This is a genomic window from Pseudomonas sp. NFACC13-1 (assembly GCF_900104425.1).
In the GTDB taxonomy this organism is placed as follows: domain Bacteria; phylum Pseudomonadota; class Gammaproteobacteria; order Pseudomonadales; family Pseudomonadaceae; genus Aquipseudomonas; species Aquipseudomonas fluorescens_AA.
This window is the reverse complement of sequence record NZ_FMXV01000017.1, coordinates 125,212-143,052: the sequence shown is the minus strand read 5'-3', so window position 1 is coordinate 143,052 and position 17,841 is coordinate 125,212. Positions and strand designations below refer to the sequence as shown.

The window sequence follows — 17,841 nt, the reverse complement described above, 5'->3', positions numbered from 1 at the left end:
GATCAGGGCTGCCAATACACCAGCCACAAATTTAGGAATGAGATGCGCAAGCATGGACTCCTGCAAAGCATGAGTCGCAAAGGTGAGTGCTGGGACAACGCCCCAATGGAGCGTTTCTTTGGCAGCCTGAAGTCAGAATGGGTGCCAGAAGACGGCTACAGTTCGGAGCATGAAGCCCGCGTGGATGTGCAACGTTATGTGATGCGATACAACAACGTCAGGCTCCATAGCTACAACGGCTATCGTTCGCCGGTAGCTATGGAGAAACTGGCGGCGTGAAACCTTAACTGGTGTCCAAAATTACTTGACCAGTTCAAGCTCGCTCCCACAGAGGGTGGGTGGTGACTGCGAAGTCTGTGAACGCCCGGCAAAACTGTGGGAGCGAGCTTGCTCGCGATGACGGCGGCACATCCAACGCCTGTCCAGGCTGATCCACTGCCATCGCGAGCAAGCTCGCTCCCACAGGTCTCGACTGGCGGGTCTCAGAACCAGGTTTCCATCTGGAGGCCGTACTGCCAGGTGCCGCCGGCGTTGAAGTCCGTCTTGCCGAAGGCGTCTGTGGAGCTGTACCTGTCCAGGTCCGACGACCAGTTCATGACGCTGGCGAACAGACGCAGCTCAGGGCGCGTAAGCAGATCGCCCAAATCGGGCTTGAAGGTCGGGGCAACCGTGAACTTCCAGAATTCGCCGTCGACCGCATTGCGTTGCAGGTAGCCTTTGGGATCAAGCTGCATGGTTTGCCAACTCATCTCGTAGGCCATCTCGAAATTGCTGTTGATTTCGTTGGCCAAGCGCACGTTCAGGGTCATCCAACGGTAGTCGTCACCCTTGACGTAGCGATCCTTGCTTCGCTCGGCCAGCAGGCTCGGGCCGATGCGCCAGTCGGAGGCTAGGGGCGTTTCGCCGTACAGCGCCACACGCAGAGCCCGGGCATCGTCGATCAATTCGCCATCGGCGCCGACGTTCTTGACTTCAGCCCCCAACCCCTGCCCATAGAGCAACGCTGTCTTGAAGAAGCCTTCGCGCCCGAAAAAGGTTTTCTGGTGGTTGGCGACCATGCTGTGCAAACCGGAATCGGCCGGCGCCAGTCCCGCTTCATTGGTGCGAGTGCCGAAGTCGTTTTTCTTCGAGCCTATGGCGTTGAACATCCACTGCCACTGCCCGCCGTCGAAAAACTGGTTGGACGTCAGGATGTAGCTTTCCACATCGGCATTGACCCCGCCCTCGCTGAAATCCCCGTAGTTACGCCCGATCAACGAGTAGTTCGAGCGCCATTCCTTGGTCATCTGCACGTCGTAGATACCGCCCCCGGTGCCGGCCAGATAGACCACGTCGGAGTCCAGCCAGTGGATGTCGAAATTGTCCCTGTCGAAGCGCTTGCCAGCCCACAAGGTGGAATGCTCGAACATCGAGTTGCCCTTGAATGCCGCGAGGTGATCGAGTTCGGTAAACACCTGGCGTACGTTCAGATTGCTTTCCTCGGCAGTCCAGTCGTTGGAGCTTTCTACGCCATCGGCGATGGACACCGTGAATTTGGAGCGGGTGCCGTTCTGCGCGTACAGCTCTTTCGACAGGTCGATGCGCATGTAGGTGTCGTCCTCGTTCCCGAGTCGCCCGACGGCGCCGCCGACGGAACCGGCCGGGGTGGTGTACGGACCGCCACGCCCGCCACCCAACCCATCGTTGATCAGCAACCCGGAGCGGGCGTAGCCCTTGAAGCTGAAGCCGTCAGTGAGGTGAGCGCTACCGCCCTGCTTTTCCGTGCTTTGCTGGCGGGCTTCGAGTTTTGCCAGGCGGGCATCGAGCGTGGGTGTCGCAACGGTGGACACGGTCGGTTGCGCGGTGGGTGTGGCGAGCTTGATTTGCTGCAGTTCCCTGGCGAGTGCCTGGGTTTGTTGTTCGGCGGCGGCTGCACGCTTTTCCGCTGCGCTGGCACGGGCTTCGAACGCTGCCATGCGCTCTTCCAGAGTCGCGGCCTGAGAGGTGGCCGCCGAGGCGCCGAGCACGCTTGCGAGTAGCCAGCTTGATGCTTTCTGCATGTGGATTTTCCCTGTTTGTTTTTATTGTTCTGTTGCCGCGACCGACCTTTTCCGCCCAGGTTCTGAATTGTCAAAGCAGAGGAAAAAAAGGATGCCTCATCGCAAATACGCTGCTACATTTGGCGATGTTAACGTTAACTTTTCTAAAAACAAAAATAAAGAGGGCTTTATGAAACAGCTCAAATCGCTCCTGCCAGCGGCGCTGCTCGGCCTTTGCGTCGGGTTTCCGGCCCTGTCGACTGCCGCCAACCTGACGATTTCCTGTGGTGCCGTGGGTGCCGAATTGCAACTGTGCAAAGAGGCCGTCGAGGCGTGGTCGAAGCAGACCGGCAACAGTGTCGAAGTGGTTTCCACACCTAACTCGGCGACCGAACGGTTGTCGTTCTACCAACAGATCCTCAGTGTGCAATCCAGCGACATCGACATCATCCAGATCGACATGGTGTGGCCGGGCATGTTGGCCAAACACTTGCTGGACTTGCGCCAGGTGCTTGCGGCCGACGCCACCCAGGGGTATTTCCAGGCCCAGGTGGATAACGCCACGGTGAACGGGCGCCTGGTGACCATGCCGTGGTTCACCGATTCGGGGTTGCTGTATTACCGCAAGGACTTGCTCGAGAAATACAACAAGCCCGTGCCCCAGACCTGGGAAGAAATGACGGCCACCGCCAGGACTGTCCAGCAGGCGGAGCGCGCTGCCGGTAATGCCAATGCCTGGGGTTATGTATTCCAGGGACGCGCCTACGAAGGCCTGACGTGCAATGCCCTGGAGTGGATCAGCAGCCAACCGCAAGGCGGGCTGGTCAACGCCCAAGGCGATATCGTGGTCAACAGCCAGGCCTCACGGGCGGCGTTGACCCTGGCCAAGAGCTGGGTCGGAGACATCGCCCCCCGTGGCGTGCTCAATTACACCGAGGAAGAAGGACGCGGCGTCTTCCAGTCGGGCAATGCGCTATTCATGCGTAACTGGCCTTATGTCTGGGCCCTGGTGCAAAGCCAGGACAGCGCCGTCAAAGACAAGGTCGCTGTCGCGCCCCTGCCCCGCGGCGGTGCGACAGGCACTCATGCGTCCACCCTCGGTGGCTGGGGCCTGGCGGTGTCACGCTACAGCGCCAACCCCAAGCTCGCCGCGGAACTGGTGAGCTACCTGAGCAGCGCCCCACAACAGAAACATCGCGCCTTGGTCGGCGCCTACAACCCGGTGATCGAGTCGCTCTACCAGGATCCCGAGTTGCTCGCGGCCATGCCTTACTACAGCCAACTGCACAGCATTCTCAACGATGGGGTCATGCGCCCCGCCTCGATCACCGCCGATCGCTACCCACGGGTCTCCAATGCCTTCTTCGATCAAGTGCACGGCGTGCTGGCGGGCGAGCGGCCGGTGGATCAGGCCCTGGCCGAGCTGGAAAGCGAACTCACGCGGATCAAACGCCGGAACTGGTAAGCCACAAGGAAGGAAATCACCATGTCTGTCTCCACCACACTCGTCCCCGACGACGAGTACCTGCCCGCCCGGGAAACGCCGGTACAACGCCGTCGCGTTCGCGCCGCCTGGCTGTTCCTGACCCCGATGCTGCTGTGCCTGGCGCTGGTGGCGGCCTGGCCGCTGTTGCGTACATTCTGGTTCAGCCTGACCGACGCCAGCCTCGCCGATACGGGGGATGCAACCTTTGTTGGCTTGAGCAACTATCTGTTCCACAGCAGTGCCGGTTGGTCAGGCCTACTCGTCGATCCACAGTGGTGGAATGCGGTGCGCAACACCTTGCATTTCACCGTGGTTTCGGTGGGGCTGGAAATCGTCCTGGGGCTGCTGGTGGCGTTGCTGCTCAACGTCCGGTTCAGCGGACGCGCCCTGGTGCGGGCGTTGATCCTGATCCCCTGGGCGATCCCGACCATCGTCTCGGCGAAAATCTGGTCATGGATGCTCAACGACCAGTTCGGCATCATCAATCACCTGATGCTCGGCCTCGGCCTGATCGACGCGCCCCTGGCCTGGACCGCCGACGCGGACCTGTCGATGTGGGCGGTGATCATCGTCGACGTCTGGAAGACCGTGCCTTTCGTCACCCTGCTGATGCTGGCGGCCTTGCAGATGCTGCCCAGCGACTGCTACGAAGCCGCCAGGGTCGATGGCATTCACCCGGTGAACGTGTTCTGGCGGGTCACCCTGCCACTGCTGATGCCGGCCTTGCTGGTGGCGGCGATCTTCCGGATCCTCGATTCCCTGCGGGTCTTCGACGTCATCTATGTGTTGACCTCGAACTCGTCGAGCACCATGAGCATGTCGGTCTATGCCCGCCAGCACTTGGTGGAATTCCAGGACGTGGGTTATGGCAGCGCCGCCTCGACCTTGCTGTTCCTGGTCGTCGCGGTGATCGCCCTGGTTTATCTGTACCTCGGACGCCGTCAGCTGGAGGTCCGCCCATGAGCCCTCGCCTACTGAAAAAAGCCCTGTTGCGCCTCGGGTTCTGGTGCCTGATCGCTATCTTGCTGGTGTATGCGGTCTTCCCTTTCTACTACGCCATCGTAACGTCGCTGAAACCGTCCAGCGCCTTGTTCCAGGTGAGCTACTGGATTGACCACCCCGACTTCTCCAACTACGCCGCCGTACTCAACCAGGCCTCGTTCCTGCGGGCTATCGGCAACTCGCTGGTGGTTGCGCTGTGCGTGGTCGCGCTGGCGCTGTTCCTCAGCCTGACCGCCGCCTATGCCTTGGGCCGGGTGAAATTTCGCGGACGCGGTCCGGTGTTGATGATGGTCCTGGGCGTCTCGATGTTTCCCCAAGTCGCGGTGCTGTCGGGGCTGTTCGAGGTGATCCGTGCCCTGGGCCTGTACAACACCTCCTGGGCGTTGATCCTGAGCTACACGATTTTCACCCTGCCCTTCACTGTCTGGGTGCTGACCACCTTCATGGGGCAACTGCCCCATGAGCTGGAAGAGGCCGCCATCATGGACGGTGCGTCACCTTGGGTCACGCTGACCCGCGTGCTGTTGCCGCTGCTCTGGCCGGCACTGGTCACCACCGGCCTTCTGGCCTTCATCGCCGCATGGAACGAGTTCCTCTTCGCACTGACCTTCACCCTGACCGACTCGCAACGCACGGTCCCGGTCGCCATCGCGCTGATTTCCGGCGGCAGCCCCCATGAGCTGCCTTGGGGCCTGTTGATGGCGGCGTCGGTGCTGGTCACGGTGCCCTTGGTGATTCTGGTGCTGATCTTCCAGCGCCGCATCGTTTCCGGCCTCACTGCCGGTGCGTTAAAGGGTTGAGGCCCAACACAGACAAGAAAGGAACAGCATCGTGATCAAGTTGAAGCTGGACAACGTGAACAAACAATTGGGCGGCGCACGCATTCTTCGCGACGTCAGCCTGGAAATCTCGGCAGGCGAATTCGTGGTCTTCGTCGGCCCTTCGGGCTGCGGAAAGTCGACCCTGCTGCGGCTGATCGCCGGGCTGGATTCGATCTGTGCCGGTGACCTGCTGATCGACGGGCGCCGGGTCAACGACCTGGAGCCGCGCGAGCGTGGCGTCGGCATGGTGTTCCAGTCCTATGCGCTGTATCCGCACATGAGCGTCTACGACAACATCAGCTTTGGCCTCAAGCTGGCCAAGACCGAAAAAAACAGCCTGCGCGAGCGGGTGCTGAAAACCGCGCAGATCCTGCAATTGGACAAACTGCTGCAACGCAAGCCACGGGAACTGTCGGGCGGCCAGCGCCAGCGCGTGGCCATGGGCCGGGCCATGGCGCGGGAGCCGGACATTCTGTTGTTCGACGAGCCACTTTCCAACCTCGACGCGTCCCTGCGCGTGCAGATGCGCAACGAAATCGCCCGGCTGCATGGGCGACTGGGCTCGACCATGATCTACGTGACCCACGATCAGGTTGAAGCGATGACCCTGGCCGACAAGATTGTCGTGCTCAATGGCGGCCGCATCGAGCAGGTCGGCTCGCCACGGGAACTCTATGAGCGCCCGGCCAGCCGCTTTGTCGCCGGTTTCCTGGGCTCACCCAGGATGAATTTCCTTGCCGCGTTCCTGCATGCGCCAGGCGAAACCAGCCAGGTTGAAAGCCTGGTGCTGGGCATGACGTCCCTGCCCTTCGACAGCTCGGGCCTGGCTGCGAATACGCAACTGAGCCTGGGGATTCGTCCGGAACATATCGCCCTCAAGGCGGCCCAGGGAACGGCCGGCATCGCGGTGAGCGGGGTCGAATACCTGGGGAGTGAAACCTATGTGCACCTCGACACCGGCCAGGACGCCCCCATGGTCTGTCGCTGTGAGGTCAACGCCGGATGGCGAGTGGGTGATCGGGTCGAACTGCAACTGGATATCGACAATCTGCATGTGTTCGACACACACGGCGCGGCGTTGAAACGCCATGCCATCGACAGCCTGTCCGATGACGTCGCCCTGCGCCCGGCCCATGCGGGCGCCCTATGACTGTATCCTTGAATAGCCTGAGCAATCCGATGCCCGCCTCTCTCGAACATGCACAGCAGGCCCTGCGTGATGGCCTGTCTCGCCTGATCCACGACTATCGACCCGACTATCATCTGGCCCCGCCAACGGGTTGGATGAACGACCCTAACGGGGTGGTGTTTTTTCGGGGCGAGTACCACGTGTTCTACCAACACCACCCCTTCGACGCCAAATGGGGCCCGATGTACTGGGGCCACGCCAAGAGCGCCGATCTGGTTCATTGGCAACATCTGCCCATTGCCCTGGCACCGGGTGACGACTTCGACCGCGACGGCTGCTTTTCCGGTAGCGCGGTGGTGTGTGGCGACACCCTGGCGCTGATCTACACCGGGCACACCTGGCTGGGAGAGGTGGGCGACGAACGCCTGATCCGCCAGGTCCAGTGCCTGGCCACCAGTGTCGACGGCGTCCGCTTCGTCAAGCATGGCGCCGTCATCGAGAACGCACCGCAAGCGGCGATCATGCACTTTCGCGACCCCAAGGTCTGGCAGGAGGGAGGTTACTGGTACCTGATTGCCGGGGCGCGCCTGGGCGACACGCCGCTGCTGCCGCTGTACCGCTCCACGGACCTGCGCGCCTGGGAGTTTCTCAATTACGTGTCCAGGGGCACTGACGGCGACGGCTACATGTGGGAATGCCCGGACCTGTTTCGCCTCGACGGGCGCGACGTACTGCTGTACTCCCCCCAAGGCATGCCACCGGCGGGTTACGAACGGCTGAACAAATATCAGACCGGTTATCGCATTGGCCACCTCGACAGCGAATGGCACTTCAACGGCGGGCCGTTCATCGAGCTGGATAACGGCCATGATTTCTACGCCGCGCAAACCTTGGTGGCCGCTGATGGCCGGCGCCTGGTGTGGGCCTGGCTGGACATGTGGGAAAGCCCGATGCCGAGCCAGGCCCATCACTGGTGCGGCATGCTCGGTTTGCCACGGGAGCTGAAACTGCAGGGCGATCGCCTCGGCGTGTTTCCGGCGCGGGAACTGGTTGCGCTGCGCCAGGCGCCGTTGCCAAGCATTGCGCCGTGGGGCGAGTCGGGCAGCCGCTGGGTGCCGCAAGTGAGTGGCGACCGACTGGAGATCCATGTGCATCTGGACCTGTTCGATTGCACCGAAGGTCAGTTGGGCATCGCCTTGCGCTGCAGTGCCGATGAGCAGGAACAGACCCTGCTGTACTACGACGCGTCACTGCGACGCCTGGTGCTCGATCGCAGCCACTCGGGTGCGCAAGTGAGCGGCCAGCGCAGCGTGCCGATAGAGCAGGCGCAGACGCAACTGCATCTGCGGGTATTTCTCGATCGTTCATCCATCGAGGTGTTTGAGCAAAGCGGCCGCTTCAGCCTCAGCAGTCGCCTCTATCCACGGCCCGACAGCCTCGGGGTGAAGCTGTTGGCGAGCGGGACTGGCGGACACGTCGCCATTTCCAACGCCTGGCCCCTGGCCTCGGGTTGGCTGTGAGTCGCGTCATTCGAGTCGCGAGAAGCCCGGGCGCTGTGTCATGATTCTGCGTCAACCTGACTGGCCGCACTTCGCATGACTTCCGTGAAAGACGTTGCACAGCTGGCCGGCGTATCCCTGATGACGGTTTCGCGCGCGCTCAACACGCCGGAAAAACTGAGCCCCGAGACCCTTCAACGGGTACGCCGCGCCATCGATGAACTGCAATTCGTACCGAGCCTGTCGGCGCGCAGGATGCGCGGCGACAACTTGCAGGCGCGCACCATCGGTGTGTTCGCCCTGGACACCGCGACCACGCCGTTCGCCGTCGAGTTGCTGCTGTCCATCGAGCAGACCGCGCAGCAGGCTGGCTGGAACGTCTTCATCCTCAACCTGCTGAGCAACCCGCCCACCGACCAGAACATCGACCTGATGCTGTCGCATCGCCCCGATGGGTTGATCTTCAGTGCCATGGGGTTGCGCCAGGTGAGCATTCCCGAGCGACTCAAGAGCAAGCCGCTGGTACTCGCCAATTGCCTGGCCGATGACAGCCAACTGGTCAGCTACGTGCCGGATGATGAAGCCGGGCAGTACCGCGCCGTGCATCATGCCTTGAGCCAAGGCTATCGGCGCCCGCTGTGTATCAACTTGCCCAGGAAGAGTGTTGCCTGGAAGCTGCGCCAACAAGGTCTGCAACGCGCCTGCCAGGCCTTCGGGCTGGCGCCTGAAACACTCCTGCAATACGACCTTTCCGATCACGATGCCTACGGTGAGACCGCCGCCATTCTCGACCGGCATATCGTCGACGGCCGTCCGCAATTCGACATCCTGGTCTGCGGCAACGACCGCATCGCCTTCTGCGCCTATCAACTGCTGTTGGGCCGCGGCTTGAAAATCCCTGACGATGTCGCAGTGCTGGGCTATGACAACATGATCGGCATCGCAGAACTGTTCATGCCGCCGCTGACCACGGTCCAACTGCCGTACTACGAGATCGGTCGCCAGGCCGCCCGGCACCTGATCGAGACCCTCGAACTGACGGGCGCCCAGCCGGTGGATTGCCCACTGGTGGTCAGGGCGTCGCTCTAAGGCCAATCGGTATCCGTCAAGGCTGCTGCGCGGGCGATGGCGGCAGTGATGCGATGATCCGGGCGCGGCAGACCTCGAGGATTTCATCAGCCAGGGCGGAATCGTCCGGGCAGGCCCGCGACAACATGATCGCGCCGACGACATGGGCCAACATGTCGAGCATTTTCGCCCTGACCTCTGCCTGCGGCGCGTCTTGCCCGCTCTCGTACCGGCTCGCGAGCGCCGCCAGCATATTTTCGATGCCGCTGGAAAAAGTCGCCTTCAGCTCGGGCGTTTGACGGGCAGCGTCCCCGCACAGTGCCGCCATGGTGCAACCGCCACCCGGGGCGTCACGGTGATTACGGGACACGTAGAGGTTGACGAACCCCGGCACATCGAGACCCGCGTTGTTGGTCAGCGATTGCGCAAGGCTGCGCGCGGCCGCTTCGGCCATCAGGTCGGCCTTGGAGCCGAAATGTTTGTAGAAACCGCCGTGGGTGAACCCGGCGGCCGCCATCAGATCCGCCACCCCCACGCCGTCAAAGCCTCGCTCGCGAAACAAGACAGACGCCGTCTCGACGATGTGCTCCCGATTTGCCTGGGCCTGGGCCTTGGTCACCCGCATTTTCCACTCCTCGTGCTGCTCGAAATCACCCTCACATCATACATAGATGTCGAACATAATCAAACTCGTTGACAGTTTAGATTTCGGTCATCATCCTAATGAAAAGCCGCGCTCACCCCGGCAAGCTGCACGCAATTCTTATCCAACCCTACGGAAACAAGACGCCATGACCGACCGGAATCTGTTCACACCTCACAAGCTGGGTAGTCTCACGCTTTCCAACCGCGTGGTCCTGGCACCGCTGACGCGTAACCGTGCGGGGCAAGGTTTTGTACCGAGCGAGTTCGCGGCCACTTACTACAGCCAGCGAGCGTCCGCCGGCCTGCTGATCTCCGAGGCCTCACAGATTTCCCAACAGGGACAGGGTTATCAGGACACCCCCGGGATCTACACATCGACGCAGATCGACGGCTGGCGCAAGGTGACCGACGCCGTGCATGCCAAAGGCGGGCGGATCTTCCTGCAACTGTGGCATGTCGGTCGGGTTTCCCACGTCGACCTGCAAGCGAACGGCGCCGCGCCCGTGGCCCCCTCCGCCTTGCGTGCGGCGACCAAGGTGTTCGTCAACAACAGTTTCCAGGCCGTTTCCGAACCGCGAGCGCTGGACATCAGCGAGTTGCCCGGAATCGTCAACGATTTTCGCCAGGCGGCAGCGAACGCCATTGCGGCAGGATTTGACGGCGTAGAGATCCACGGCGCGAACGGCTATCTGCTGGACCAGTTCCTCAAGGACGGCGCCAACGTGCGCACCGACGCCTACGGTGGCTCGATTGAAAACCGTGCTCGCCTGCTGCTGGAAGTGACCGCGGCCGTCGTAAAAGAAGTCGGCGCCGAACGCACCGGCCTGCGCATCTCGCCTGTGTCGCCGGCCAATGGCGTGTCCAGCAGCGCGCCACAAGCCCAGTTCGACTACCTGGTCGACCAGCTCAACGCCCTGGACATCGTTTACCTGCACGTGGTCGAAGGCGCGACGGGCGGGCCGCGCGACGTTGCGCCCTTCGACTTCGCCGCGTTGCGCCAGCGCTTCAATAACACCTACATCGCCAACAACGGCTACGACCTTGACCTGGCCACTTCGCGACTCGCCGAAGACCAGGCTGACCTGATCGCCTTTGGCCGGCCGTTCATTGGCAACCCAGACCTGGTGGAACGACTCAGAACCGGCTCGCCGCTGTCGGCGTTCAACCCCGCCACCCTCTACGGCGGCGGTGCGGTGGGCTACATCGACTACCCGACGCTCGCGCAATCCAGCGCGCGGTAACACTGATCCGACCCGACTGAGCGCCTGGACAACAGCGCGCGATTCGCTCATCAATCCCTGAAGAAGAGAATCACCCATGGACACTCGCACAACCGTTCTCATCACTGGCGCTTCCACCGGCATCGGCGCCGTCTATGCCCAGCGCTTTGCGCAACGCGGCCACAATCTCGTCCTGGTGGCCCGCGACGGCGCGCGCCTGCAAGCCCTGGCCGCCAAGCTGCGCAGCGAACACACTGTTGCCATTGATATTCTCCAGGCCGACCTGACCCAGATCAGCGACCTGACGAGCGTCGAAGCCCGCCTGCGGGACGACGCCAGCATCGGTATCCTGGTCAACAACGCCGGCGCCGCCCAGTCCGGCACTTTCATCGAGCAGTCGACCGACAGCGTCGCGAACCTCGTATCGCTCAACACCACCGCGCTGGTCCGATTGGCCAGCGCCATCGCCCCACGCCTGGTCAAAGCAGGTGACGGCGCGATCATCAACATCGGCTCCGTGGTCGGCCTGGCACCGGAATTCGGCATGTCGGTCTACGGCGCGACCAAGGCGTTCGTGCTGTTCCTCTCCCAGGGACTCAGCCTGGAACTGTCGCCTAAAGGCGTCTACGTGCAAGCCGTCCTGCCGGCCGCGACCCGTACCGAGATCTGGGAGCGCGCGGGCATCGACATCAACACCTTGAATGAAGTCATGGAAGTCGGTGACCTGGTCGACGCCGCGCTGGTCGGTTTTGACCGTCGCGAGCCGGTGACCATCCCGCCGCTGCAGGAAGAGGCACGCTGGGATGCCTTGCAGGCGGCGCGCCAAGGCCTGCTCGGGCAAATCAAGCAGTCCCAGGTTGCCGAGCGCTATCAAGACCTGGCGTAACCATCGTTCAGCGGGCGCCAGCGCGAAGGACAGCGCTGGCATTCCTGGATGCCTGGCCGGGTGACCAGTCCGCGGCATCCCTTATGAGAGCAAAGCACCATGAAGGCATTTTTAATCGACCGCTACGCCAAGCACAGCGGTCGTATTGACGACATCCCGGCCCCGGAAGTGGCTGATCACGACGTTCTGGTCCGCGTGCATGCCGCCAGCGTCAACCTCCTGGACTCAAAGATCCGCAAAGGCGAATTCAAGCTGATACTGCCCTACTCGTTTCCCTTGGTATTGGGGCATGACGTGGCCGGGGTCGTGATGCGGGTGGGATCCCGTGTCCAGCAGTTCAAACCGGGGGATGAAGTCTATGCCCGCGTCCTGGATGGGCACATCGGTACCTTCGCCGAGCAGATCGCAGTGAACGAAAATGCCCTGGCCCTGAAACCCACGAACGTCAGCCATGAGGAAGCCGCCGCCCTGCCCTTGGTCGCCCTGACGGCCTGGCAGGTACTGGTTGAAACCGCCCGGTTGAAGAAAGGCCAAAAGGTGTTCATCCACGCCGGTTCAGGTGGCGTCGGCACCCTCGCCATCCAGCTGGCCAAACACCTCGGCGCCTTCGTTGCGACCACCACCAGCACCGCCAATGTGCCCTGGGTCAAGGCGCTGGGAGCGGACGTTGTCATCGATTACAAACAGCAGGATTTCTCAAGCGTGCTGCAGGACTATGACGTCGTGTTGAACAGCCTGGGCGCCGATGAACTGGAGAAGTCGCTGAAGATCCTCAAACCCGCTGGCCAACTCATTTCCATCTCGGGACCACCCACCCCACAGTTCGCCCAGGCCCAGGGATTTTCCTGGCCGTTGCGGCTGATCATGGGCCTGCTGAGCGGTGGCATACGTCGCAAGGCGCGCCGAAAGGGTGTGAGCTACGCCTTCGTGTTCATGCGCGCCAGTGGTCCTCAACTGCGTGAGATCGCCACGCTCGTCGAGTCCGGCAGCATCAAGCCGGTGGTTGACCGATCCTTCACCTTCGACGCGACGGCCGATGCCCTGGATTATGTCGAACAAGGACGGTCCAAGGGCAAGGTCGTCATCAAGATCCACTCAGGGATAGCCGATGAGTGAAACCCGTTTGCCGGCGCTCATCACCACACCGCAATATGCGAATCCGCCCGGGGCTCGGTCCCGCCGCACAGCACACCACTGACCGGGTCGCGCAGGATGATCTGGCCGCGCCCATAGTCGGTCAGGTCGCTGGCGATCTGCACCTCATGCCCCCGTCGCGCCAGGGCATTGGCCAGGTCCCGTGAAGCCCCGTGTTCGATCCCGACCTTCATGTCTCCCAGCCATTGCCAACGCGGTGCGTCCAAGGCCGCTTGCGGGTTGAGGCCGAAATCCACCAGGTTCATGACCATCTGCACATGCCCCTGGGGCTGCATGTAGCCGCCCATCACGCCGAAGGGGCCGAGGGCCTCGCCATTACGGGTAAGGAACCCGGGAATGATGGTGTGGAAGGTTTTCTTGCCCGGGGCCAGGCAGTTGGCGTGGCTCGGATCGAGGCTGAACTCCTGCCCGCGATTCTGCAGGGCGATTCCGCTGTCGGGCAGCACCACGCCGGAGCCGAACCCGTGGTAGTTGCTCTGGATGAACGAGACCATGTTGCCCTCCCCATCCGCGGTGGCCAGGTACACCGTGCCGCTGGCGTGGGGGTCGCCGGGCTTGGGCGGTTGGGCCTGTTCGCCGATCTGCCCGCGCCGACGGGCGCTGTAGTCATCGCTGAGCAGGTCAGCCACCGCCACACGCATGTGCAGGGGGTCGGTGATGTAGTGCAGGCCGTCGCTGTAGGCCAACTTCATCGCTTCCAGTTGACGATGCCAGGTCTGCTGGCTGTCACGCTGATCGAAGTCGAAACCTTCCAGAATCTTCAGCGCCATCAAGGCCACCAGGCCCTGTCCGCTCGGCGGGATTTCCCAGACATCCACGCCTCGGTAATTGACGTGGATCGGGTCGACCCACTGGGCGCGATAATCCCTGAGGTCCGAGGCGCGCAGGTAGCCGCCGCTGGCCCGGGAGTGAGCGTCCAGGCGCTCGGCCAACGCCCCGCGATAGAGGCTTTCGCAGCCGGTGTCGGCCAACTCCTGGAGCGTGCGCGCCTGGGCCGGGTTGCGAAAAATCTCCCCGGCCCGTGGCGCCCGGCCTTCGATCAGGAAAGTCTCGAACCAGGCCTCCAGGACGGCATCGCGATGGGGCGTGAACTCGTTCAGCGCGATCTGCCATTGATGGGCAACCACCGGCGACAGCGCAAAGCCGTCCCGGGCCAGGCTGATGGCCGGTTGCAGCAGCTCGGCAAAGGGCAGTTTGCCAAAGCGCTGCGACAACTGTGCCCAAGCCGATGGGCAGCCCGGAACGGTCACCGGTGTCCAGCCATAGATCGGCATCTGCCCATGACCGGCGGCCTTGACCGCCTCGATGCTCAAGGCCGCCGGCGCATGTCCGTTGCCGTTGAGGCCGTGTAGCTGGCCCTTGCACCAGACCAGGGCGAAGGCGTCACCGCCGATGCCGCAGCCAGTGGGCTCCACCACCGTCAGTGCCGCTGCCGTGGCGATGGCGGCGTCGATGGCATTGCCGCCTTTTTGCATGATCTCGATGCCCGCCTGGGCCGCCAGGGGCTGGGACGCGGCGACCATGCCCCGACGGGCGAAAACGCTCTGGCGTTGGGATGGATAAGGGTATTCGTGGGCAGAAAATGTCAGCATGGCGAAAGCTCTTCAATACAGGAATTGATTGACCGGACTCAAGGCGTAGACAACCTTGCAGGGGTCATAGCACCCGGCTGAGGAAAGCCCGGGTCCGCGGGTGAACGGGGTGACAGAAGATCTGCTCTGGCGGCCCTTGCTCGATAAGCTCGCCCTGGTCCAGGACCACCACACGGTCGGCCACTTCCCGGGCGAAGCCCATCTCGTGGGTCACCACGACCATGGTCATCCCCTCCTCGGCCAACTCCTTCATCACTTGCAGCACCTCGCCGACGGTCTCCGGGTCGAGAGCGCTGGTGGGCTCGTCGAACAGCATGGCCTGGGGTTTCATGGCCAGGGCCCGGGCAATGGCCACCCGTTGTTGCTGGCCGCCGGAAAGCATCGACGGGTAGTGATCGGCTTTTTCCGCCAGGCCGACCCGCTCCAGCAACCCGCGGGCCTGTTCCAAAGCAGCGGCGCGCGGCACACCGAGCACTTGGATGGGCGCCTCGATGATGTTCTCCAGGGCGGTCATGTGGGGGAACAGGTTGAAGCGTTGGAACACCATGCCGATGTCCCGCCGCTGCCGGGCGATGTTGCGCTCCGACTCACGCACCAGGCTGCCGTCGGCGCGCTCGCGATACCCCATGGCCCGGCCATTGACGCGGATGCGTCCGCCCTGGATGTCTTCCAGCAGATTGATGCAACGAATGAAGGTGGTCTTGCCGGAGCCCGACGCGCCGATCAGCACCACCACTTCGCCACGCCGCACTTGCAAGGAAATGCCCTTGAGAATCTGCAACTCGCCGAAGGACTTGTGCACGTCCAGCGCCTCAATGATCAGCTCTTCGCTTTTATGCGCCATGGTTAACGTGCCCTCAGCAGGTTCAGGGTGCTGCGACCGAACATCCGCGTCGACGCCGGCGGTGGCGACGAAGGCCGATCCGATTGGCCGAAGCGAGTCTCCAGCCAGCGCTGGAAAAAGCCCCACAACGTGGTCAGCAACAGGAAATAGATCGCCACCACCAGGTACAGCTCGAACACTCGGAACGTCGCCGACGTGACCATCTGGGTACTGAGTAACAGTTCCTGGACGCCGATCACACTGACCAGCGTGGTGTTCTTGAGCATCACGTTGAACTCGTTGCCCAGCGGCGGAACGATGACCCGGAACGCCTGGGGCAGGACAATACGGCGCATCAATTTGGCGAAGGTCATGCCCAGGGAACGCCCGGCCTCGTATTGGCCCTTGTCCACCGCGCCAATGCCGGCGCGGATGATCTCGGCCATGTAGGCCCCCTCGTTGAGGCCCAGGGCGATGATCGCCGCCTGGATATTGCCGGGGATCACCAGGCCGAACAGGTCGATGTCTTCGAAGCGGAAAATCCCGCCGGCGGCCAGCGCGGTGTAGAGAAAGACGATCTGCACCAGCAACGGCGTGCCGCGCATCAGCCACACGTAAAAGCGCACCGGCAAATGCAGCAAGGGGTTGCTCGACAACCGCAGCAACGCGGCGGCCAGCCCCAGGGCACAGCCCAGCAGCATCGCCAGCACACTGATCAGGCAGGTCAGCCAGAGCCCGGTGAGGTACACCCCACTGGGCTGCAGCAGGTACTGCCAGAACACATCCCAATTGAAATTCATCGATGGTTCACCTCAATCAAGTGTGTCACTGGCGACATGCCATTTGCCAAGCAGTTGGCTGTAGCTGCCATCGCTGCGCATATCGCCGATCACCTGCTGCACGGCGGCGGTCAGTTGCGGATCATCCTTGCGAATGCCCAGGCCGGTGAGAATCCGGCTGAAGGCCGGCACGCCTTCCTCGAACAGGTCAGGCGCCATGGCCGCGTAGTAACCGGCGGTTTCCACGGTGGTACCGTAGGCGTCGACCTGGCTGATGCGCAGGGCCTGGAAGGCATCGGTGTCGGTGTTGTAGACCACCAGCTTCATCGCCGGCTTGCCGGCCTTGGCCAGGGTTTCGTTCTCGGCGTCGAGCAGGGTCTTGATGGTGGAACCGTTGAGCACCGCGACCTTGTGCCCGGAGAGATCCGGCAGTGTCTTGAGGCCCTTCGGATTGCCCTTGGGCACCACCACCGCCTGGCTGGAATACATGTAGTTGACGATGTCGATCACCTCGCGGCGCTCGGGCTTGTCGAACAGCTGATCGACGATCATATCGCACTGGCGGGCCAGCAACGCGGGGAGCAATCCGGAAAAGGGAATGACCCGCCACTCCACCTTCTTGTCACCCAGGCGTCTGGCGATTTCCAGCCCCAGGTCCACGGTCAATCCCTTGGGTTTCTGCGCCTCGTCAAAAGACACCAGCGGCGGCGAATCCATGCCTGAGCAGTAGACGAGTTTGTCGACCTTGAGCAAACGCTCCGGGACAACGGGCGCGGCAACCGCCCACTGCGCACAGAAACCCAAGGATAAAGCGGCAACCAACAGGCGAGGCTTATGCATGACCAGACACTCCAGTTCAGTAGGTAACGGGCAGTACTCAAAGTCAGAACACGGGCAGGCTCGGGGCCTGCTTTCGTTATTTTTTCGATTGCAGGAACTCGATCAATTCAGGAACGGTGCCTTCGATGTGCCCACGCACCACCGCCTCGGCCTTCTCGGCATCGCCCGCACGCAGGGCATCGAGGATCAGCATGTGCTCCTGACGCGCACTCAGGGGTTTTTCCACGTGCTGCAGCCATAGGCGCATGGGCGCTTCGATCAGGGAATAAAGCGCGCTGATCTGCTTGAGCAATCGCGGACGACCGCTGAGGCTGCACAGGTATTCATGGAAGGCGCGATGGCGGCTGATCCACTCGGCGCTTTCCTCGCGGTAGTCGTCCATCTCGTCCAGCAAGCGCTCCAAGGCGGCCAACTGGCGCTCGCCAATTCTTGCGGTCGCGACACGGACCGCCAGGCCTTCCAGGGCGCTGCGCATTTCGAAGACTTCGTGCAACTCATCGATGTCCAAGCCACTGACAACCGCCCCGCGATTGGGTCGCAGGGTCACCAGGCCCTGGGCATCCAGACGGCGAAAGGCCTCGCGCACCGGCATCCGGCTCATGCCGATCTCGTTGGCAATGTCCTCGGCAATCAGCCGGTCGCCCTTGCGTAACCGACCACCACAAATGGCATCGAGCAAGAAGTTGTAGGCCTCCTCCTCGGCGGTCATGGGCGGGCGTTCAGCGTATGTCGGAGCAAATTGCATGGCAGCACCTTCTGCATTTTTGTATCCAATTATCCATGGATTCAAAAAGGCAGAATACGTGCCAACTTCTCACGCAATCATGCAAGCGTTTGATTTGAAGGAATTTACCGAGGAAAAGTGACTGGCTGCCGTG

General features: G+C 62.3%; 18 protein-coding genes. 11 read left to right on the top strand and 7 right to left on the bottom strand.

Annotated features, from left to right (window positions below; genetic code table 11):
- The coding region (locus tag BLQ55_RS20545) for an integrase core domain-containing protein (protein ID WP_143011758.1) at positions 1-279 on the top strand (279 nt) is incomplete at its 5' end.
- Between the two features lie 203 nt (positions 280-482).
- Here the strand turns inward: BLQ55_RS20545 and BLQ55_RS20540 are convergent.
- Positions 483-2,039, bottom strand: a complete 1,557-nt coding sequence (locus BLQ55_RS20540) for a carbohydrate porin (RefSeq protein WP_092256436.1) — start codon at positions 2,037-2,039, stop codon at positions 483-485.
- Between the two features lie 169 nt (positions 2,040-2,208).
- Between BLQ55_RS20540 and BLQ55_RS20535 the strand changes: the two genes are divergently transcribed.
- The 6 genes from BLQ55_RS20535 (at position 2,209) to BLQ55_RS20510 (ending at position 9,044) form a co-directional block, all read left to right on the top strand.
- A complete protein-coding gene (locus BLQ55_RS20535; RefSeq protein WP_092256433.1) occupies positions 2,209-3,483 on the top strand; it encodes an ABC transporter substrate-binding protein in 1,275 nt (424 codons plus the stop codon).
- Positions 3,484-3,504: 21 nt separating this feature from the next.
- Positions 3,505-4,467: a carbohydrate ABC transporter permease gene (locus tag BLQ55_RS20530; RefSeq protein ID WP_092203646.1), complete on the top strand. Its 963-nt coding sequence runs from the start codon at positions 3,505-3,507 to the stop codon at positions 4,465-4,467.
- Positions 4,464-5,306 carry a carbohydrate ABC transporter permease gene (locus BLQ55_RS20525; RefSeq protein ID WP_092165535.1) on the top strand — a complete coding sequence of 281 codons (843 nt, stop codon included), beginning with the start codon at positions 4,464-4,466 and terminating at the stop codon, positions 5,304-5,306. Before BLQ55_RS20530 ends, BLQ55_RS20525 begins: the two co-directional genes overlap by 4 nt.
- Before the next feature lie 31 nt (positions 5,307-5,337).
- On the top strand, positions 5,338-6,477 hold the full coding sequence (locus BLQ55_RS20520; RefSeq protein WP_092256430.1) for an ABC transporter ATP-binding protein: 1,140 nt from the start codon (positions 5,338-5,340) through the stop codon (positions 6,475-6,477).
- Positions 6,474-7,976, top strand: a complete 1,503-nt coding sequence (locus BLQ55_RS20515; protein ID WP_176814226.1) for a glycoside hydrolase family 32 protein — start codon at positions 6,474-6,476, stop codon at positions 7,974-7,976. The genes BLQ55_RS20520 and BLQ55_RS20515 overlap by 4 nt, the downstream gene beginning before the upstream one ends.
- A 75-nt stretch (positions 7,977-8,051) precedes the next feature.
- The gene (locus BLQ55_RS20510; RefSeq protein ID WP_092203640.1) at positions 8,052-9,044 is read left to right on the top strand and encodes a LacI family DNA-binding transcriptional regulator; all 993 of its coding nucleotides are present in this window, start codon (positions 8,052-8,054) and stop codon (positions 9,042-9,044) included.
- A 16-nt stretch (positions 9,045-9,060) separates the two neighbouring features.
- Here the strand turns inward: BLQ55_RS20510 and BLQ55_RS20505 are convergent, their stop codons facing one another.
- Entirely contained in the window at positions 9,061-9,648 is a 588-nt protein-coding gene (locus BLQ55_RS20505; protein WP_092256424.1) for a TetR/AcrR family transcriptional regulator, read from the bottom strand.
- A gap of 166 nt (positions 9,649-9,814) precedes the next feature.
- On the opposite strand from BLQ55_RS20505, the gene BLQ55_RS20500 reads away from it, so the two are divergent.
- From BLQ55_RS20500 to BLQ55_RS20490, 3 genes are all read left to right on the top strand, one after another.
- Positions 9,815-10,909, top strand: a complete 1,095-nt coding sequence (locus BLQ55_RS20500) for an alkene reductase (protein WP_092256421.1) — start codon at positions 9,815-9,817, stop codon at positions 10,907-10,909.
- A 76-nt stretch (positions 10,910-10,985) separates the two neighbouring features.
- Complete coding sequence (locus BLQ55_RS20495; protein ID WP_060742704.1) at positions 10,986-11,774, top strand: SDR family NAD(P)-dependent oxidoreductase; 789 nt, start codon at positions 10,986-10,988, stop codon at positions 11,772-11,774.
- 99 nt (positions 11,775-11,873) lie between these two features.
- Complete coding sequence (locus BLQ55_RS20490; RefSeq protein WP_092256418.1) at positions 11,874-12,890, top strand: NADP-dependent oxidoreductase; 1,017 nt, start codon at positions 11,874-11,876, stop codon at positions 12,888-12,890.
- Between the two features lie 20 nt (positions 12,891-12,910).
- On the opposite strand, the gene BLQ55_RS20485 is transcribed toward BLQ55_RS20490, so the two are convergent.
- The 5 genes from BLQ55_RS20485 to BLQ55_RS20465 all read right to left on the bottom strand — a co-directional run bounded on the left by BLQ55_RS20485 (position 12,911) and on the right by BLQ55_RS20465 (position 17,708).
- Positions 12,911-14,521 carry a gamma-glutamyltransferase family protein gene (locus tag BLQ55_RS20485; RefSeq protein WP_092256415.1) on the bottom strand — a complete coding sequence of 537 codons (1,611 nt, stop codon included), beginning with the start codon at positions 14,519-14,521 and terminating at the stop codon, positions 12,911-12,913.
- Between the two features lie 64 nt (positions 14,522-14,585).
- Positions 14,586-15,365 (bottom strand): amino acid ABC transporter ATP-binding protein, encoded by a 780-nt coding sequence (locus tag BLQ55_RS20480; RefSeq protein WP_092256413.1) that lies wholly within the window; start codon positions 15,363-15,365, stop codon positions 14,586-14,588.
- A gap of 2 nt (positions 15,366-15,367) precedes the next feature.
- Positions 15,368-16,144, bottom strand: coding sequence for an amino acid ABC transporter permease (locus BLQ55_RS20475; RefSeq protein WP_060742708.1), 777 nt, complete (start codon positions 16,142-16,144; stop codon positions 15,368-15,370).
- Positions 16,145-16,156: 12 nt separating this feature from the next.
- Complete coding sequence (locus BLQ55_RS20470; RefSeq protein WP_092203627.1) at positions 16,157-16,963, bottom strand: ABC transporter substrate-binding protein; 807 nt, start codon at positions 16,961-16,963, stop codon at positions 16,157-16,159.
- 76 nt (positions 16,964-17,039) lie between these two features.
- Positions 17,040-17,708, bottom strand: a complete 669-nt coding sequence (locus BLQ55_RS20465) for a GntR family transcriptional regulator (RefSeq protein WP_092256410.1) — start codon at positions 17,706-17,708, stop codon at positions 17,040-17,042.
- Here BLQ55_RS20465 and BLQ55_RS32585 point away from each other — a divergent pair.
- Positions 17,707-17,829, top strand: coding sequence for a hypothetical protein (locus BLQ55_RS32585; RefSeq protein WP_256326622.1), 123 nt, complete (start codon positions 17,707-17,709; stop codon positions 17,827-17,829). The genes BLQ55_RS20465 and BLQ55_RS32585 overlap by 2 nt on opposite strands.
- Positions 17,830-17,841 lie beyond the last annotated feature (12 nt).

Coding starts and splice junctions, on each gene's coding strand:
- BLQ55_RS32585 (WP_256326622.1), top strand. CDS start 17,707: ATGGCAGCACCTTCTGCATTTTTGTATCCAATTATCCATGGATTCAAA.
- BLQ55_RS20465 (WP_092256410.1), bottom strand. CDS start 17,708: ATGCAATTTGCTCCGACATACGCTGAACGCCCGCCCATGACCGCCGAG.
- BLQ55_RS20505 (WP_092256424.1), bottom strand. CDS start 9,648: ATGCGGGTGACCAAGGCCCAGGCCCAGGCAAATCGGGAGCACATCGTC.
- BLQ55_RS20525 (WP_092165535.1), top strand. CDS start 4,464: ATGAGCCCTCGCCTACTGAAAAAAGCCCTGTTGCGCCTCGGGTTCTGG.
- BLQ55_RS20475 (WP_060742708.1), bottom strand. CDS start 16,144: ATGAATTTCAATTGGGATGTGTTCTGGCAGTACCTGCTGCAGCCCAGT.
- BLQ55_RS20540 (WP_092256436.1), bottom strand. CDS start 2,039: ATGCAGAAAGCATCAAGCTGGCTACTCGCAAGCGTGCTCGGCGCCTCG.
- BLQ55_RS20480 (WP_092256413.1), bottom strand. CDS start 15,365: ATGGCGCATAAAAGCGAAGAGCTGATCATTGAGGCGCTGGACGTGCAC.
- BLQ55_RS20485 (WP_092256415.1), bottom strand. CDS start 14,521: ATGCTGACATTTTCTGCCCACGAATACCCTTATCCATCCCAACGCCAG.
- BLQ55_RS20490 (WP_092256418.1), top strand. CDS start 11,874: ATGAAGGCATTTTTAATCGACCGCTACGCCAAGCACAGCGGTCGTATT.
- BLQ55_RS20530 (WP_092203646.1), top strand. CDS start 3,505: ATGTCTGTCTCCACCACACTCGTCCCCGACGACGAGTACCTGCCCGCC.
- BLQ55_RS20500 (WP_092256421.1), top strand. CDS start 9,815: ATGACCGACCGGAATCTGTTCACACCTCACAAGCTGGGTAGTCTCACG.
- BLQ55_RS20495 (WP_060742704.1), top strand. CDS start 10,986: ATGGACACTCGCACAACCGTTCTCATCACTGGCGCTTCCACCGGCATC.
- BLQ55_RS20515 (WP_176814226.1), top strand. CDS start 6,474: ATGACTGTATCCTTGAATAGCCTGAGCAATCCGATGCCCGCCTCTCTC.
- BLQ55_RS20470 (WP_092203627.1), bottom strand. CDS start 16,963: ATGCATAAGCCTCGCCTGTTGGTTGCCGCTTTATCCTTGGGTTTCTGT.
- BLQ55_RS20510 (WP_092203640.1), top strand. CDS start 8,052: ATGACTTCCGTGAAAGACGTTGCACAGCTGGCCGGCGTATCCCTGATG.
- BLQ55_RS20535 (WP_092256433.1), top strand. CDS start 2,209: ATGAAACAGCTCAAATCGCTCCTGCCAGCGGCGCTGCTCGGCCTTTGC.